Consider the following 15,022-nt stretch of genomic DNA (forward strand, 5'->3'; position numbering starts at 1 on the left):
GCAGCCTGCATCGGCTCGGCCATGCGCGGCAGGATCACGGTTGCAAGGGCGGCCTGCGGGCTGGCGCCCATCGCCCAGATATCGCCCAGCGCATGGGTCGCGGCGATGCGCGCCATCACATAAGGGTCTTCGGTCACGGCGCGCAGATGGTCGGTGGTGAAGACCTGCGCCCCCGCGCCATGGGCCAGGATCGCCGCATCGTTGCCCGCCCCGCGCAGCACGTCCGGCCGGGCGGGCGGGGCGAGATCGGCAAGGGCCTGGGCCAGCGCATCCGCGCCGGGCTTGGCCGCGCAGCCGCTGCAGGGCGGCTGCCCCCCGACAAGGTCGGCGACACCCAGCGCCGCGCCGCGCGGGATGCGGGGGGGCTGTCCCATGGGCGGCAGGTGATGGAAGCGGCGCATGAACTTGCGGTCGATATGGTCCTTCCAGCGCCAGACCCAGCCGCCCTCGATCCGGGCATCCAGCCGGTCGGCGGCGGCGCGCTTGCCGCCCATCGAGATCAGCTTGAGGTAATCCTTCTGCGGATGATAGGGGCCTGGCCGCCCGCCCGTCGCGGCCGCGCGCAGGTTCGCCAGCAGGACCGGGGCCTGCCGCACCGCATAGACCCCGGCCTTGGGGCGCGGCGCATGCGAAAGATGCGCGCAATCGCCGACGGCGAAGATCGCCGGGTCGGTGACAGACCGCAGGAACCGGTCGACCGTCACGAAGCCGTCGGTCAGATCCAGCCCGGTCGCGGCCAGCCAGCCCTGCGGCCGCGCCCCCGCCGCCCCGATCACGAGATGCGCGGGGATGGTGTCGCCGGCCTGAAGAACGACGCCCTCGGCTGCGATCCTTGCGACGGGGGCGCCGGTGCGCAATTGCACCCCCTGCCCCGCGATCTGGTCCATCAGCGCGGCCCGGGCGCCCCGGCGCACGTCGCGCAGCACATCCGGGGCCGCGTCGATCAGCGTGACCTGCGGCGCAAGCCCCGCCTGCGCCAGCCGGTGGCGCGCGGCCAGCGCCAGTTCCACCCCCGCGACACCCGCGCCGATCACCGCGACCAGCGGCGCCACCTCGCCCGCCCGCGCGCGGGCGACGAACCGCTCCCACGCCTCGGCGAAGGCGTCCAGCGGCTTCGCGGGCACCGCATGCGCGGCAAAGCCGGGCAGGTCGGGCAGGTCCGAGGTGATGCCGATGTCGATGGAGGCGAGGTCATAGCGGATCGGCGGGCGGCCGGGCACATGGATCAGGCGGGCGGCGCGGTCGATCCCCTCGGCGCGGCCGATCACCAGTCGCGCACCCGCATGCGCCGCCAGCGGCACGAGGTCGATCTCCAGCTGCGCGCGCGTGTAATGGCCCGCGATCAGCCCCGGCAGCATCCCCGAATAGGGGGCCGTGGGGCCGGGATTGACGAGCGTCAGCCGCACGCCGGGCACGGGGGCCATGCCCCAGGCGCGGGCGACCAGCGCGTGGGCATGCCCGCCGCCGATCAGCACGAGGTCGCGGGTCAGCGGCAAGGGGGGCGGTCATCGGGTCCATGGGTGGCGGGATCATCCGTCGGGAGTTGCGGGGGGTCAGGGCGCGCACCAGCGGCCCTGCCAGCCTTCGGCGGCGCGGAACAGGGTGCGGCGATGGCCGAGCTTGGCCAGGTGCAGCGTCTCGATCTCGGACAGCGCCCCGCGCAGCACGCAGAAGGCATGCGCGGCGGGGTCGGCGATATGGTCGCCCGGCTCGGGGATGGGCGTTCCGGGCGCGGGGCGGCCGCCGTAAAGCGCGCGCGCCGCACCGGGCAGCGCCTGCCACAGGGGCGCGACCGCCTCGCCCGCCAGCACCTCGAACCGGGCGCGCAGGCGGATCTGAAGCCGCTGCGCCGGGTCCCAGACCAGCAGGCTTGCCCGCGGCTCGGCCACCAGTTCGCCGACCTTGGCCGAGCGGCGGTCGGTATGGATTTCCACCCGCGCGCCGTCGCGGTCGGCGGACCGCAGGACCACCATCCGCGCCTCGCCGCCCGACCGCCCGGCGGTGGCCAGGACCGGATGGCGGGCCGGCGCGTCGCGGTCGGACGCCCCGCGCGCAAGCTGCGCCCAGACGGCATCGAGCGTGCCGGACAGCGTCGTCAGGGGATCAGTCATGGCCCGTCATCTCCAGGTAGCCGCGGCCCGGATGGCTGCCGGTGATCCGCACCGGGCCTTCCCAATAGGCGACGGTGGTGTCCATCCAGGCGGCCTCGTTCAGCGCGTCGATGATGACATCGAGGCCGCGTTCGGGCAACGCGATGCGCCAGCGCACGGGGATCGTGCGGCCCGCGATCCGGGTCGTGGCGCGCGGCTCGAATGTCACCGAACCGGGGGCAAGCGGCGTGGCGCTGCCATCGGCGGCGATCCAGGTGCCGGTGGTGTAATCGCCCCCGGTGCCGCGCAACTGGAAGGCCATCAGCCTGTCGCCGCTCTCGAAATGCAGCGAGACCCAGTCCCAGCCCTGCTGGTCGGAGGCCAGCGGCTGGCTGGACCATTCCCGGTCGAGCCAGGCATTGCCCGTGACCTCGACCGGGCCATCGGGCAGGGTCAGCGTGCCCGCGACCCGGTAGAAGGGCTGCGAATAGTAGTAGCTGGCATTGCCCAGATCGGATTTCACCGAATAGCCCCGCTCGCCATGCAGCACCAGCGGCCCCTCGGCCGCCAGCGTCAGGGCATAGGCGAAATCGCTGCCCGCCGCATTCAGCCGAAGCGCCGACAGCGGATCGGCGTCGGGTGCGGCCGTGCTCTCCATCCGCCATTCGTCGATCCAGGCGGCGAAGGGGGCGGCAGTGACGCCCGCCTGCCCGGTGCCGCCACGGCCCAGCCGTTCGGCATGGAAGTGGCGCTCTGCCGTGGTCAGCCCGGCATGGCCCATCCAGACCTGCGCATTCGGCCAGCCCGTGCCCGGATTGCCGGGGGCCAGCGCGTTGCGAAAGAGCGTCCACTGGATGCCGTAATCCTGCCCGTCCGCGCCGGTCAGGTTGGCGGTCAGATACCACCATTCGATGCGGAAATCGGGATGCGCGCCGTGATCGCGCGGAAAGTCCAGCACCGCGCCGCGCTGCGGCAGGGTATAGCCGTCGGCGGTCTGGCCAAGCCCGGCAAAGCCCTGGGCCAGCGCGGGCAAAGGCAGGAAAACTGCAAGGATCAGGACCCTAACGTTCATCGGCGAAGACCTTGACCAGGGTGGCAGGTTCGATTCGTGCAAGCCGCCAGGCGGGCCAGGCGGCTGCCAGACCGCCCGCCGCCAGCGCCAGCGCGCCCAGCCACAGCCAGTCGGCCGGGAAGACGAACATCGGCAGCCGCCAGCCGAAGGCCGCGACATTGACCACGGCCAGCAGCACCCAGGCCAGGATCAGCCCGACCGGAATTGCCAGCGCCATGGTCAGCGCCGCCAGCAGCATCGCGCGCAGCACCTCAAGCCGCGCCAGCGCGGTGCGCGTCAGCCCCAGTGCCCAGACCGGCGCCAGTTGCGGCAGGCGCATCGCGGCCAGCGTCAGAAGGCTGGTGAACATGGCAAATCCGGCGACGCCCATGGTCAGCACGTTCAGCGCGGCGGTCACGGCAAAGGTGCGCTCGAAGATCCGCAGCGACAGATCCTTGACCGCCCCCTGGTCGATCATGCTGTCTTCGGGCAGGCCGAATTCCTGCACCAGGGCGCGGCGCAGTTCGGGCACGGCGGCGGGATCGGTGCGGATGGCGTAGCGGCGGCGGTCGAGATCGGGGAATTGCGCCGCCAGATCGGCCACGCCGATGATGACCTGCCCGCGCGGGTTGCCGTAATCGGAATAGACGCCGACCAGCGGGCGGATCGCGCCGCCCGGCAGGGGCACCGGATCGCCAAGCCGCAGCCCGGCGCGGCGCCAGAGCTGTTCGTTGACGATGGCGCCCTCGGCCCGGGCGAGCCGCGCCCAGACATCCGCCTCGCCCAGCAGCATCGGCCAGTTGTCGGAATAGGTGCGGTGATCGGCGACGCCATAGATCTCGGCGCTCTGGCCGAAGACCGGCCCCTCGACGCGCCAGATCGGCAAGAGCGCGTCGCTGCGCGGCGTGAGCCAGTCGCGCAGGCGGGTCGCCTCCTCCTCGCTGCGGGCGGTGACATAGAGTTCCGAGGGCAGGCGCTGGTCCAGCCATTCGGTGAAGGTCAGCCGGAAGCTTGCGACCATCGTGCCCACGCCGATATTGGCCGAAAGCGCCAGCATCAGCGCCATCAGCGCCAGCGACAGGCCGGGCAATTGCTGGCGCGTATCGGCCCAGAACCATTGCGCCAGCACGCCCCGGGCCAGCCGTTCCGCCGCCCCCAGCGCCAGCGCCAGCGCGCCGGGCAGCGCCAGCGCCGCGGCCAGCAGCAGCGCGCCCAGCAGCACGAAGCTGCCGACCACTCCCTGCCCGTAGACGCCCGCGATCACCGCCACCCCCGCCAGCAGCCCGGCCAGCGCGCCCAGCGCCGCGAAACCGCGGGCCGAGGCGCGCGCCCAGGCCCGCGGCTGGGCCGAGGCCAGAAGCAGCATGCGCCAGAGCCGCCACAGGCTTTGCGCCGCGGCAACGCCCGCGCCAATCAGCGCGATGGCCAGCCCGCCCAGCCACCATTCCGGGCGCAGCGACAGGCTGCCCGAGACGGTCGCGCCGTAAAGCCCGCGCAGGGTGGCGGCCACGTCGGGCAATAGTGCTGCGGCGATGCCGTAGCCCAGCGCGACGCCGACGATCCCCGCGACCAGCGCCAGCAGCATCACCTCGGCCGACAGCAGGCCCACCAATGTCCGCAGCGGCAGGCCCAGCGCGCGCAGCGTGCGGAACATCGCGCGGCGCTGTTCGAAGGCCAGCCCGATCGCGGCATGGACGATGAACAGCCCCACCGCGAAGGACAGGAAGCCGAAAGCGGTCAGGTTCAGGTGAAAACTGCCCGTCAGTTGCGCCACATCGGCCGTTTCCTGCGGGGCGAGACGGTCGAGGCCGGGGGCCACCGTTTCCAGCGGCGCGCGGCCCAGCGGCTGATCGGGGGCCAGCAGCAGCCGCGAGATCTGGCCCTCGGCCCGCAGCAGGGTCTGGGCGATGCCGATATCGGCGATCAGGATGCCGGGCATGATGCCCTCGGCCGCGATCAGGGGCGGCATGCCCTCGGCGCCCTCAAGCTCGGCCACGGTTTCGGGTGCGGCAAAGCCCCGGCCGGGCGGGGTGAAGAACCCGGCGATGTCGCCGCTTTCGCCCACGGCCTCGGGCAGCGCGCCCGCGGGCATGGTGAAGGGGTCGATGCCATAGACCTGCACCGAGCGGCCCGCGCGCGCCCAGCGCCCCTCGATCAGCGGGGTGACCTGCCAGCCCGCGCGGCGCAGATCGACAAAGACCCGGTCCGGCACGCGCTGGCCATCCCTCGGCACGAGGCTTTCAAGCTGGTCCTGGCCCAGCACCTCGGCCGCGCGGTCATAGCTGGCCCGCGCCTCGGCATTGATCGCCTGCACGCCCGACCACAGCGCGGTGGCCAACGCCAGCCCCAGCAGCAGGCTGGCCAGTTGCAGCGGGTGGCGGCGCCAATGCGACAACAGCGCGGCAAGGGCGGTGCGGCGCATCAGGCCAGCCGCCCGCCCGACAGATGCACCCGGCGCGAGAGCCGGGCGGCCAGCCGGGGCGAATGGGTGACCATCAGAAGCCCGGCGCCGACCTCGGCCACAAGCTCCAGCATCAGGTCGAGCACCGCATCGCCCGTCGCCTCGTCCAGATTGCCGGTGGGCTCGTCTGCCAGGATCAGCGCGGGCCTTGCGGCCAGGGTCCGGCCGATGGCGACGCGCTGCTGCTGGCCGCCCGACAATTGCTCGGGATAGCGCCGCATCAGCCCGCCAAGGCCCAGACGCCCGGCCAGCGCCGCGATCGCCGCAGGATCGTCGCGCCCCGACAGCCGGGCGTGAAAGGCAAGGTTGGCCCCGACATCGAGCGAGGGGATGAGGTTGAACTGCTGGAACACCAGACCCACCGCCTGCCGGCGCAGCGCGGCCAGCGTGGCATCGTCCGCCCCGGCCAGATCGCGCCCTGCGACCTCGATCCGGCCGGTATCGGCGCGGTCGAGCCCGGCGCACAGATGCAGCAGCGTGCTCTTGCCCGAGCCTGACTCCCCGGTCAGCGCGACCGTCTCGCCCGGTTCAAGCGCCAGATCAACGCCGCGCAGCACCTCGACGCGCGCGCCGCCGCTGTCATAGCCCTTGCCAAGCCCGCTGATGGATAGAAGCATTCGCACCTCCGTTGCACCTACCTAGCGCAGGCGGATGGCGCGGACACCCCCGGATCGCGGGACCATGTGCCGCAAGGGGCCTTACTGAAAGGCGTTGCCCGGCCGGATGCCGAGTTTCTTCATCACCATGGCCGCCGGGCAGAAGCCGGTGACCGAGGCCTGGATCAGGTTCACGCCGACAAAGGCGGTCAGCAGATACCACCAGCCCGAGACCCAGGTGCCCAGGGCAAGCGAAAGCAGGATCACGAAGCCTGCGAACATCATCACGGCGCGGTCGAGTGTCATTGTCTCTGTCTCCTTGGCTGGAATCGGTCCGAAGGGGGCGGTCGTGGGAAGGATGGGGTCTGCGCCCCAAAAATTCAATAATTTGAATATCTATCCTGTCCGGGCGGCGGGCCGCGGGCCGCGGCCGCAGATTGACGCCCGTCAAGCGCGACCCGGTCGCCTCGTGCCATGCTTGGGGTTGCCCGTGGTGGGCCGACCTGCAGAGGGAGACGGACAGATGACCTGGACTTTCGACACCGGCGCGAAATACCACACGCAGGGCACGAATTACTACTGCGGCGCGGCCTGCGCGATGATGGTTCTTGCGGAATTCGGGTTGCCCCATGGCTCAATGAATCAGGACGACCTGTACAATGCCAACCACAGCCACAACGTCAAGCCGGGCTGGGCGACCGACCCTTACGGGCTGTAATTCACGATGATGGACCGCAAGCCCGCAGCGTTCACCAATTCCTTCGTGGTCTACAAGCCCACGACCGGGGCCGAGGGCACGCAGAAGGTGGGCTACACGCTCTGGCGCTCTGAGGTCTCGCCGATCACGCTGGTCTATGGGTGCATGCACTGGATCGTGGTGCGCGGCGTGCAGACCGATGTCGAACCCATGCCGGGCACGCCCTGTTCGGTGCTGGGCCTTTGGGTGAACACCCCCGTGCATCGCAACAACGCGCCGCATGGCGCGGGCGATATTTGCGGCAGCGGCGGCGTGAACGGGGTCGAGGCGATGCGCAAGCTGCGCCAGCCGGGCTTTGAGGAGCCGGTTCTGGTCAAACGGCTCGACCGGCTGGACGAGTATTATTACCTTGCCCCGGCGATGATGGGAGGCGAGGTGCACGGCTATGCACAGGTGGACGCGCTGTTCGGCGATCTTCAGGGCGTGTCGATCCCGGCCAAGCCGGCCCGTCCCTATGATCTGGACCGCGAGCGGGTGGCCAAACGGGCGATGGACCATGTCTTCAGCCTGCGCGACGAGTTCCGCGGCCGGTTCCGGCTGCGGCCCGACACGTTCTGCGTCTCGCCGACGATGGTGTGGCGGCCCTGCCGGGAATCCTTTTCGCCGCATCTGCCGTTCTGGCAGATCACCGCGGGCATGCAGACCGTCCATGTGCGGGCCGATGGCGAGATGTTCTCCAGCCTGACCACCGGCGGGACCGGCGTGTGAGTTCCGGGCAATCCGAGACGGGCGGGCCTTGCGGCCCGTCCGACGCCCGCGCCGCGGCGATCGCGGGTCTTGCGGGCGGGAACGGCCTGCAAGGCGCGGATGCCGGGGAACCGGCCTTCGTGCGGCGGCTGGATCTGGCGGATGCGGGCTATTACCTCGTGCCGCTGCTGCGCGACGGCGCCCTTGTCGGCATCGCCGAGATCGAGGCGCAGGGCTGCACAATGGCCAAGGCAGGCGCGATCACGGCGCCGGGCACGCCCTTCCTGCTGGACCCCGAGGCGGCGCGGGCCGCCCTGCCCGTCCCGTCAGGGGGCGCGCCCTTCCTGGGCTGGCAGCCCTGCCGCGAAAGCTGGGACAGATTCCTGCCCTTCTGGGTGTTCGACACGGCCGAGGGCCGGTTCCATGTCGACCAGTCGGGCCAGGTCCACCGCCAGCTCGGCACCGGGGCGCGCGGCGGCTGAGGCCCCGGCGCGACGGTCGCGGGCAATCGGCAAGGCGGTGCCGGGCCTTGCGTTTTCGCGTGGCGCCGATGCTGCAGCGGACATAATGTGGCCGCAAATCCGGGTTAGCATCCGATCTGGAAACAAACGTCCGGCGGGACCGGGCCGGAGGTTGATCGGCGCAGGCAAGGCATGATCGAGTTCATTGAGGTCAGCAAGAGTTTCTGGACCGGAAAGCAGCGCAAGGTGATCCTTGACCGCGCGTCCTTTCGCGTCGAACTGGGCAACTCGCTGGGCATCCTCGCGCCGAACGGCACCGGCAAGACCACGCTGATCAACATGATGGCGGGCCTGGAAAAGCCCGACGAGGGGCGGATCAACCGCGCCTGCCGCATCTCCTTCCCGCTGGGCTTCATGGGGGGCGTGGTCAACCGCCATACCGGCACCGAGAATGCCCGCTACATCGCGCGCCTCTACGGCCTCGACCCCGATTATGTCGAGGCGTTCTCGCGCTGGCTGTGCGGGATCGGGGAATATTACGACATGCCGGTGGGCACCTACAGCCAGGGCATGCGGGCGCGGTTCACCTTTTCGCTGATGCTGGCGCTGGATTTCGACATCTACCTGATCGACGAGGGGATGCCGTCCACCACCGATGTCGAGTTCAACCGCAAGGCCGGCGCGCTGCTGCGCGAGCGGCTGGAAAGCGCGACAGTGGTGATCGTGTCGCATCAGGCCGCGACGCTGGAGAAGTTCTGCCGCTCGGCGGCCGTGCTGCATCACGGCCGGATCCATCTTTTCGACAGCCTGGAAGAGGCCAGGGAACTCTATGACTACCAAACCCAGGGCTGAACGCTTCCGCATCCGGCGCAGCGGCGCCGCAGGCGACGCGACCGCGCCGCAGGCGCCCGCGCCGGTCGAGGACGGTTTCGGCGCCGCGCCCTTCCCGACCGCCCGCGCCACGGCCCAGGCAACCGCTCCGGACGCCCCCGCGCAGGCAGGCGGCACGGCGCTGTCCGCCGACCAGGAGATCGAGGCGATCCGGCGCGAAGGGCTGACCGGGCGCCAGCTGCGCATGGCCCGCCGCGTCGCCCAGAAACACGGGATTGCCGTCGCATCGGACCATGACGCCGTGCGGCTGCTGCGCAAGCGCGGGATCGATCCGTTCCAGCGCACCAACATGCTGGAACTCGTGCGCGGCACGGCCATCGCCACCGGGGCGGGACAGGACGGCACGGCACAGGACCAGTTGCCGCAAGCCCTGATGCAGCCCGGCCCGGACCTGCCCGCAGGACGACCTGCCGCCGACAGGATCGCCCCGGCCTATCGCACACCCGCCGATGCGCGGATGCACGAGATCCGCGAGATCCAGCGCGACATCGCCCGCCGCCGCCGCCGCGCCCTTGCGATGATGATGGCCCGGCTGGCCGCCTTCGTGCTGCTGCCCACGATGATCGTGGGCTATTACTACTACCGCGTCGCGACCCCGATGTATGCGACCAAGTCGGAATTCGTGATCCAGCAGGCCGATGGCCAGGGCGGCGGCGGGCTTGGCGGGCTGTTCCAGGGGACCGGGCTGGCGATGCAGCAGGATTCGATCGCGGTGCAAAGCTATCTGCAATCGCGCGACGCGATGCTGCGGCTCGATGGCGATCTGGGTTTCCGCAGCCATTTCAGCCGGGAAGAGATCGACCCGATCCGGCGGCTGGCCGAGGGCGGCAGCAACGAGGCCGCCTACAAGCTGTATCAGAAGGTGGTCAGGATCGGCTTCGACCCGACCGAGGGCATCCTGAAGATGGAGGTGATGGCCGCCGATCCCGAGACCAGCGCCGCCTTTGCCGAGGCGCTGATCTCCTATGCCGAGGAACGGGTCGACGGGCTGACCCAGCGGCTGCGCGGCGACCAGATGGCGGGCGCCAACCAGAGCTATGACAATGCCGAGGCCCGGGTGGCCGAGGCGCAGGCGCGCGTGCTCGACCTTCAGGAAAAGCTAGGCGTGCTGGACCCGGTCAGCGAGACCAACGCGCTGATGAACCAGATCGCCGCCTTCGAGACCCAGCTGCGCGAGAAGCGGTTGCAGCTTCAGCAGCTTCTGGACAATCCCAGCCCCAGCCGGGCGCGTGTCGACGGGGTCGAGGGCGATATCAGGCGGCTTGAGGACCTGGTGACCGACCTGCGCGCCTCGATGACCGAAAGCGGAACTTCGGGCGGATCGCTCGCCCGCGTCTCGGCCGAATTACGCATCGCCGAGGCCGACCTTGCCAACCGGCAGCTTTTGCTGCAACAGGCATTGCAGCAGCTCGAGACCGCCCGGATCGAGGCCAACCGGCAGGTGCGCTACCTGTCGCTGAGCGTCAGCCCGGTGGCCCCGGACGAACCGACCTATCCGCGCGCCTTCGAGAACACGGCGCTGGCATTCCTGATCTTCGGAGGGATTTACCTGATGATCTCGCTGACCGCCTCGATCCTGCGCGAACAGGTCTCGGCCTGACATGACGGATGTCCGGATCGGCGAGCTGAGCGTCGGAAACACCCGCCCGCTGACCGTGATCGCCGGGCCCTGCCAGCTGGAAAGCCTGGACCACGCGCTGATGATCGCCCGCGCGATGCAGGATGCCTGCGCCGCGGCCGGTGCGGGTTTCGTGTTCAAGGCCAGCTTCGACAAGGCCAACCGCACCTCGCTGGGCGGCAAGCGCGGGGTTGGCATGGCACGGGGGCTGGAAATCCTTGCCGAGCTGCGCGCGGCGCTGGGCGTGCCGGTGCTGACCGATGTTCATGCCCCCGAGCAATGCGCCGCCGCGGCGCAGGCGGTGGACATCCTGCAAATCCCCGCCTTCCTGTGCCGCCAGACCGACCTGCTGCTGGCCGCGGGCGAAACCGGCGCCGCGATCAATGTCAAGAAGGGCCAGTTCCTGGCACCTTGGGACATGGCCAATGTCGTTGCCAAGGTGGAATCGACCGGCAACCGGCGCATCCTGCTGACCGAGCGCGGCACCTCCTTCGGCTACAACACGCTGGTCGCGGACATGCGCGCGCTGCCGATCATGGCGCGCACGGGCTATCCGGTGGTGATGGACGCGACCCATTCGGTGCAGCAGCCCGGCGGCCTTGGCGGGGCCAGCGGAGGGCAGCGCGAATTCGCGCCGGTGATGGCGCGGGCCGCGGTGGCGCTGGGCGTGGCCGCGGTCTTCATCGAGACGCATGAGGCGCCCGACAGCGCCCCCTCGGACGGGCCGAACATGATCCCGCTGGAGCGGATGCCCGACCTGGTGGCGACGCTGATGGCCTTTGACCGGCTGGCCAAGGCGCATCCCCTGCAGCCCTGAGCGCGGCCAGCGTTTTTTTTCGCGGGATGGGGCTTGCAGCCTGCGCGCGACCGGCGTAACTAGCGCCGCAGCATTGGGGAGTGGCGCAACGGTAGCGCAACGGTTTTTGGTACCGCAGGTTGCAGGTTCGAATCCTGCCTCCCCAGCCACCCCGAAAGAAACGACAGGGCCCGCTCTGCGCGATGTGACGCCGGGGCCGGTTTGCAGGTCGGTTTACAGACCAATGTCAGGAATTGTTGCGCTGGGGCACCGAAACGTCCTCGGACGCCGGGCTGTTCGCGGCAAGGATCCCGATCATCCGGGCGGCATGGGGAATAGACCAGCCCATGCGCCGGGCGATTTCGCAGAGTGATTCCCCGGACGGAAAGAGCCGGGTCCCCGCCGCGCGCTTCAACGGGGCGTGCCCTTGGGGATTTCCGGTCCGGCGCGCTTCCACATTCCGCGACTGCGCGAGGTCGAGGGAAAACCCTGGCGCAGCAGCCACGCGGGCACGACACCCGGGCGGGTCGCCGGGAAAGCCACGCGCCTGCGCCTGCTCCAGCTTGTCACGCGGAGTGAATGCAGGCGTTGCCCCGGGCAGAGCCTGCCCGGATGCGTCTTCACGACGATCTCCATGACGCCGTCGCGCCGCGAAACGAGGGACAGGGGTCAGTTCGCCTGCATCTGAGGCGTGACACCGTTTCCGGACAGACCGTTCTGCGGCGTCGCGATGCTGCCGGCGGGCGCGGGCGTGCGCGCGCCGCCGCGGCGGTCGTCACCCTCGAGTGCCATCTCGACGACCTGCAGCGTCGCCGGGTCGAGCTTCACCTCGATCTGGCGGCCATCGCTGTCGCGGCCCTTGATCTCGTAGCGGCCATCGTCGATCTCGAACTTGCGCACGGTCCACCGGATGTCCACGACGTCAGCTACCGGAGCCGGTTTCAGGACGCCAACGCGGGCGCGTAGCACGCGCATGCCCGTGCCCGCGCCGGCATCCGGGTCCATTACTGCGGCGAGCAGTTCGTGAATGACGGCAGCATCGGCTCGGACCTGCTGAAAACCGTCAGGCGCGTGATGGCGGGAGAATATGGCCGCGGGCTGTCGGTGAAGGTCTTCGCCGGGCAATGCCTGAGCTATCGCCTGGGCGGCGCCGCCGGCGACGGGCTGATCGACGTGCATGGCCCGCCGAGCGCGGCACTTGCAGAGCCGCCGTGATCTGGACCAGGATCACAAGAAGCAGTTGCATCCGCGACCTTCACGATAACCTCCATCGACAGCAGATCGATATTCGTTCCGAGAAAGCTGCCCGCCACCGGCGTGACCTGCGCGATGTGCCGGGCAACGGCGACGGGAATGAGGTTCGCGGCACCGACCGCGCGGTTGTTCGGTTCGAAGGGGATCCAGCCGGCGCCGGGTATGAAGGCCTCCACCCAGGCGTGGGTGGACCCTGTCTCCGCCGATCCGAGGCGGCTGCCCGAGGGGTCGTGGAGCCAGCCGGACACGAGCTGCGCGCCGAAGCCGACCGTGCGGGCCGCCTCGGCAAGGAGAACGGCAAAATCCCGACACGATCCCCATCCCCGGTCGAGCGTCTCAATCGGCCCCTGGGTGCCTTCCGTCTCGCGGCTCTGATAGGACATCCCGGTGGCCACGCCATTGCCGAGTTCCTTCAGCAGGGACGGCGTGTCTGGCGGCCGGTTCATCACGAACTCCTCGACCCATGACGACAGGCGCCCGGCGGCGTCGGCGTATTGCGGCACGGCAAGCGCGCCGAGGTCGATCCGGTCGTCGGACGCGTAGAGGAACGGATAGCTGGCGGCGGACGCCGCGATGGCAAAGACCGGCCAGGCGGGGGCGGTCAGTTCGACCGTCGTGCGCGAGCGCACGGCCAGCATGTCGGACGCCGACGTGAAGCTGGCGGAGGCGACGGAATTTCCCGCGACAGCGTGCGACCAGACGATGTCGGCGGCCGGTGACACATCCATGTCGAAGCTGATCAGCCACAGACCCGGGGTCTCGCGCGGGCGCAGCATCAGCCTGTGCGGCCCGAGCGCGACCCGGCCCGCGTAACGGTAGGCGGTGGAATGGGTGATCGTGACCAGTGTCATTGACGGGGCCTCAGCACGCGCGGCCCGAGGACCGGCGACCGCCCTGCCCACTGGCCCCGGGCGCAGCATTGCGCCAGGAGGCCGTAGTCTTGCAGCGGGCACAGATGCGCTGGCCGAAGCCGTCGCTCCGGAACGCCGTCCTGCATCGCAGGCATATGCGCTCGGCGGCGACATCGGCGTGGGTCCTGGACTTCGGCCCGGCCAAGTGCAGATCATGCGTCATGTTTCGCGACCTCGCGTCTGTTCAGGCGCGCGATATCGCCAAGCGCACGCGCGATGAGTTTTCGGGTTCGGGCGTCCTGCGCAGCCCCGGTTTCGGCATAGCGTTCCAGAAGGAATCGGCATTTTTCGGTCACCTCGATCCAGGTCCGGGCGGGGCCGGCGAGCAGCTGCGCGTCGATCTGTGCGGTGTCCGGGTGCCCGGCCTGCGCGGGACGAGACGCGCGATCCGCAGGCCGCCCCCGCCCTGCGATCCTCGGCTTTTCGGCGGCCGTCCTCCGCGCGTCGAGATCTATGGGATCGCCCGTCATCGCGGGAAGCGCCCCATCGAGGCCGCAGGCGTGTCCGATGCGTCGTTCGCCACATCGGCGGCATCCCGACCCCGGACGATCAGGATCCTCGCGATACGCCTTGTGTCGTTGCGCGGCTCGAAGACCCGCCAACACCCGCCGGGAAAGACCTCCATCCAGTCGGCGAAGTCCCCTGGCGGATGCGGCTCCGGTGCGCCGCCATCGCCCAGGTATCCGGTGCAGCAGCAGGCCGGAATGTTCATGCAGCGTCGCGCGACATCGCCATCGCCCTGTCATTCGAGGCGCCGCAGCCGGTCACCCGGCCGCCCCAGGTGAAGCCGACCACGCCGAGGAAACCCGCGCCGATCGCGGCGCCGCAGATGCCGGGCTTGAGCCATTCGGGAGTGTTCATGTTCCCTCCTCCTGCGGAAAAAGCGCCGCCTCGCTGTGATCGTTTTCGTGGTTCGCTGCCCGATCCCGGCTCAACGCCGCGGTCAGGTCGTGCTCGGTAATCGCGCACATCTCCGTTCGGCCCGCATGACTGCCCCTGCCCTGCACCGTCAGGTAGGTTGAGGCGACCGTGCAGCGCGGTGGTTATCCTGGCGCCGCCGAAGACGCTCGCCCACTCGCTGAAGCTCAGGTTCGTGGTGATGAACCGCGCCGGGTTTGCCCTAGGCCGGGTTTCGTCAGTTACGCGACCATGGGTTCTGACCTGCCCCCCGGAAGTTCCCTCAATCTGATGTAGAGTCTGCCCAACCTTTGGAAGGTCTGAAAAACCTGCCGATTTCAGCCTGATCTGGTAGGCTGGGACATCCCTGCAAGAAGCCCCACCTATGCCGAAACAGCCCGCCTTTCCCGGCCTGCGCGATGCGATGAGGAAGAAGGTCACGCGGCGCGAGCCGTTCCTGGCGGAGCTGGACGCGGTGGTGCCCTGGTGTCGGCTGCTGGCGTTGATCGAGCCGCATTACCCCAAGGTCGGGCCGAAGGGTGGCCGGCCACC

17 protein-coding genes, 1 tRNA gene and 2 pseudogenes are annotated in these 15,022 nt (G+C 69.9%); 8 read left to right on the plus strand and 12 right to left on the minus strand.

Features of this window, described 5'->3' with window-relative positions; translation table 11 throughout:
* From ENN83_RS02320 to ENN83_RS02345, 6 genes are all read right to left on the minus strand, one after another.
* The coding region (locus ENN83_RS02320) for an FAD-dependent oxidoreductase (protein ID WP_287183608.1) at positions 1-1,496 on the minus strand (1,496 nt) is incomplete at its 3' end.
* 57 nt (positions 1,497-1,553) lie between these two features.
* A complete protein-coding gene (locus ENN83_RS02325) occupies positions 1,554-2,111 on the minus strand; it encodes a pyridoxamine 5'-phosphate oxidase family protein (RefSeq protein ID WP_287183611.1) in 558 nt (185 codons plus the stop codon).
* On the minus strand, positions 2,104-3,162 hold the full coding sequence (locus tag ENN83_RS02330) for a lipocalin-like domain-containing protein (RefSeq protein WP_287183614.1): 1,059 nt from the start codon (positions 3,160-3,162) through the stop codon (positions 2,104-2,106). The genes ENN83_RS02325 and ENN83_RS02330 overlap by 8 nt, the downstream gene beginning before the upstream one ends.
* The gene (locus ENN83_RS02335; protein WP_287183617.1) at positions 3,152-5,563 is read right to left on the minus strand and encodes an ABC transporter permease; all 2,412 of its coding nucleotides are present in this window, start codon (positions 5,561-5,563) and stop codon (positions 3,152-3,154) included. Before ENN83_RS02335 ends, ENN83_RS02330 begins: the two co-directional genes overlap by 11 nt.
* Positions 5,563-6,219: an ABC transporter ATP-binding protein gene (locus tag ENN83_RS02340; protein WP_287183620.1), complete on the minus strand. Its 657-nt coding sequence runs from the start codon at positions 6,217-6,219 to the stop codon at positions 5,563-5,565. The genes ENN83_RS02335 and ENN83_RS02340 overlap by 1 nt, the downstream gene beginning before the upstream one ends.
* Before the next feature lie 81 nt (positions 6,220-6,300).
* Positions 6,301-6,504 (minus strand): YgaP family membrane protein, encoded by a 204-nt coding sequence (locus tag ENN83_RS02345; protein WP_132696871.1) that lies wholly within the window; start codon positions 6,502-6,504, stop codon positions 6,301-6,303.
* Between the two features lie 217 nt (positions 6,505-6,721).
* Between ENN83_RS02345 and ENN83_RS02350 the strand changes: the two genes are divergently transcribed.
* The 7 genes from ENN83_RS02350 to ENN83_RS02380 all read left to right on the plus strand — a co-directional run bounded on the left by ENN83_RS02350 (position 6,722) and on the right by ENN83_RS02380 (position 11,578).
* Positions 6,722-6,916: a hypothetical protein gene (locus ENN83_RS02350; protein WP_287183626.1), complete on the plus strand. Its 195-nt coding sequence runs from the start codon at positions 6,722-6,724 to the stop codon at positions 6,914-6,916.
* A 9-nt stretch (positions 6,917-6,925) separates the two neighbouring features.
* A complete protein-coding gene (locus ENN83_RS02355) occupies positions 6,926-7,663 on the plus strand; it encodes a hypothetical protein (protein ID WP_287183628.1) in 738 nt (245 codons plus the stop codon).
* Entirely contained in the window at positions 7,660-8,124 is a 465-nt protein-coding gene (locus tag ENN83_RS02360) for a hypothetical protein (protein WP_287183631.1), read from the plus strand. The genes ENN83_RS02355 and ENN83_RS02360 overlap by 4 nt, the downstream gene beginning before the upstream one ends.
* 171 nt (positions 8,125-8,295) lie before the next feature.
* The gene (locus ENN83_RS02365; protein ID WP_287183633.1) at positions 8,296-8,955 is read left to right on the plus strand and encodes an ABC transporter ATP-binding protein; all 660 of its coding nucleotides are present in this window, start codon (positions 8,296-8,298) and stop codon (positions 8,953-8,955) included.
* Positions 8,933-10,594 (plus strand): capsule biosynthesis protein, encoded by a 1,662-nt coding sequence (locus ENN83_RS02370; RefSeq protein WP_287183636.1) that lies wholly within the window; start codon positions 8,933-8,935, stop codon positions 10,592-10,594. Before ENN83_RS02365 ends, ENN83_RS02370 begins: the two co-directional genes overlap by 23 nt.
* Before the next feature lies 1 nt (position 10,595).
* On the plus strand, positions 10,596-11,429 hold the full coding sequence (gene kdsA, locus ENN83_RS02375; protein WP_287183640.1) for a 3-deoxy-8-phosphooctulonate synthase: 834 nt from the start codon (positions 10,596-10,598) through the stop codon (positions 11,427-11,429).
* A gap of 74 nt (positions 11,430-11,503) precedes the next feature.
* Positions 11,504-11,578, plus strand: a tRNA-Gln gene (locus ENN83_RS02380).
* A gap of 499 nt (positions 11,579-12,077) precedes the next feature.
* On the opposite strand, the gene ENN83_RS17095 is transcribed toward ENN83_RS02380, so the two are convergent.
* From ENN83_RS17095 to ENN83_RS02410, 6 genes and pseudogenes are all read right to left on the minus strand, one after another.
* The gene (locus tag ENN83_RS17095) at positions 12,078-12,587 is read right to left on the minus strand and encodes a PepSY domain-containing protein (RefSeq protein WP_414707610.1); all 510 of its coding nucleotides are present in this window, start codon (positions 12,585-12,587) and stop codon (positions 12,078-12,080) included.
* The gene (locus ENN83_RS02390; protein WP_287183643.1) at positions 12,542-13,513 is read right to left on the minus strand and encodes a transglutaminase family protein; all 972 of its coding nucleotides are present in this window, start codon (positions 13,511-13,513) and stop codon (positions 12,542-12,544) included. The genes ENN83_RS17095 and ENN83_RS02390 overlap by 46 nt, the downstream gene beginning before the upstream one ends.
* A gap of 212 nt (positions 13,514-13,725) precedes the next feature.
* On the minus strand, positions 13,726-14,043 hold the full coding sequence (locus ENN83_RS02395; protein WP_287183645.1) for a hypothetical protein: 318 nt from the start codon (positions 14,041-14,043) through the stop codon (positions 13,726-13,728).
* Positions 14,040-14,285, minus strand: a complete 246-nt coding sequence (locus ENN83_RS02400) for a hypothetical protein (RefSeq protein WP_414707611.1) — start codon at positions 14,283-14,285, stop codon at positions 14,040-14,042. Before ENN83_RS02400 ends, ENN83_RS02395 begins: the two co-directional genes overlap by 4 nt.
* The gene (locus tag ENN83_RS02405; RefSeq protein ID WP_287183647.1) at positions 14,282-14,434 is read right to left on the minus strand and encodes a hypothetical protein; all 153 of its coding nucleotides are present in this window, start codon (positions 14,432-14,434) and stop codon (positions 14,282-14,284) included. Before ENN83_RS02405 ends, ENN83_RS02400 begins: the two co-directional genes overlap by 4 nt.
* A 159-nt stretch (positions 14,435-14,593) precedes the next feature.
* Positions 14,594-14,674: pseudogene (locus tag ENN83_RS02410) on the minus strand (ATP-binding protein); the annotation flags it as partial.
* A 181-nt stretch (positions 14,675-14,855) separates the two neighbouring features.
* On the opposite strand from ENN83_RS02410, the pseudogene ENN83_RS02415 reads away from it, so the two are divergent.
* A pseudogene (locus ENN83_RS02415) lies at positions 14,856-15,022 on the plus strand (IS5/IS1182 family transposase); the annotation flags it as partial.

This window comes from Rhodovulum sp. (assembly GCF_011048875.1).
Classification (GTDB): Bacteria; Pseudomonadota; Alphaproteobacteria; order Rhodobacterales; family Rhodobacteraceae; genus Rhodovulum; species Rhodovulum tesquicola.

Bases quoted from the DNA above. Each gene is read 5' to 3' on its own strand.
- ENN83_RS02325 (WP_287183611.1), bottom strand. From the start codon at position 2,111: ATGACTGATCCCCTGACGACGCTGTCCGGCACGCTCGATGCCGTCTGG.
- ENN83_RS02330 (WP_287183614.1), bottom strand. From the start codon at position 3,162: ATGAACGTTAGGGTCCTGATCCTTGCAGTTTTCCTGCCTTTGCCCGCG.
- ENN83_RS02335 (WP_287183617.1), bottom strand. From the start codon at position 5,563: ATGCGCCGCACCGCCCTTGCCGCGCTGTTGTCGCATTGGCGCCGCCAC.
- ENN83_RS02340 (WP_287183620.1), bottom strand. From the start codon at position 6,219: ATGCTTCTATCCATCAGCGGGCTTGGCAAGGGCTATGACAGCGGCGGC.
- ENN83_RS02345 (WP_132696871.1), bottom strand. From the start codon at position 6,504: ATGACACTCGACCGCGCCGTGATGATGTTCGCAGGCTTCGTGATCCTG.
- ENN83_RS02350 (WP_287183626.1), top strand. From the start codon at position 6,722: ATGACCTGGACTTTCGACACCGGCGCGAAATACCACACGCAGGGCACG.
- ENN83_RS02355 (WP_287183628.1), top strand. From the start codon at position 6,926: ATGGACCGCAAGCCCGCAGCGTTCACCAATTCCTTCGTGGTCTACAAG.
- ENN83_RS02365 (WP_287183633.1), top strand. From the start codon at position 8,296: ATGATCGAGTTCATTGAGGTCAGCAAGAGTTTCTGGACCGGAAAGCAG.
- ENN83_RS02370 (WP_287183636.1), top strand. From the start codon at position 8,933: ATGACTACCAAACCCAGGGCTGAACGCTTCCGCATCCGGCGCAGCGGC.
- kdsA (WP_287183640.1), top strand. From the start codon at position 10,596: ATGACGGATGTCCGGATCGGCGAGCTGAGCGTCGGAAACACCCGCCCG.
- ENN83_RS17095 (WP_414707610.1), bottom strand. From the start codon at position 12,587: ATGCACGTCGATCAGCCCGTCGCCGGCGGCGCCGCCCAGGCGATAGCT.
- ENN83_RS02390 (WP_287183643.1), bottom strand. From the start codon at position 13,513: ATGACACTGGTCACGATCACCCATTCCACCGCCTACCGTTACGCGGGC.
- ENN83_RS02395 (WP_287183645.1), bottom strand. From the start codon at position 14,043: ATGACGGGCGATCCCATAGATCTCGACGCGCGGAGGACGGCCGCCGAA.
- ENN83_RS02400 (WP_414707611.1), bottom strand. From the start codon at position 14,285: ATGAACATTCCGGCCTGCTGCTGCACCGGATACCTGGGCGATGGCGGC.
- ENN83_RS02405 (WP_287183647.1), bottom strand. From the start codon at position 14,434: ATGAACACTCCCGAATGGCTCAAGCCCGGCATCTGCGGCGCCGCGATC.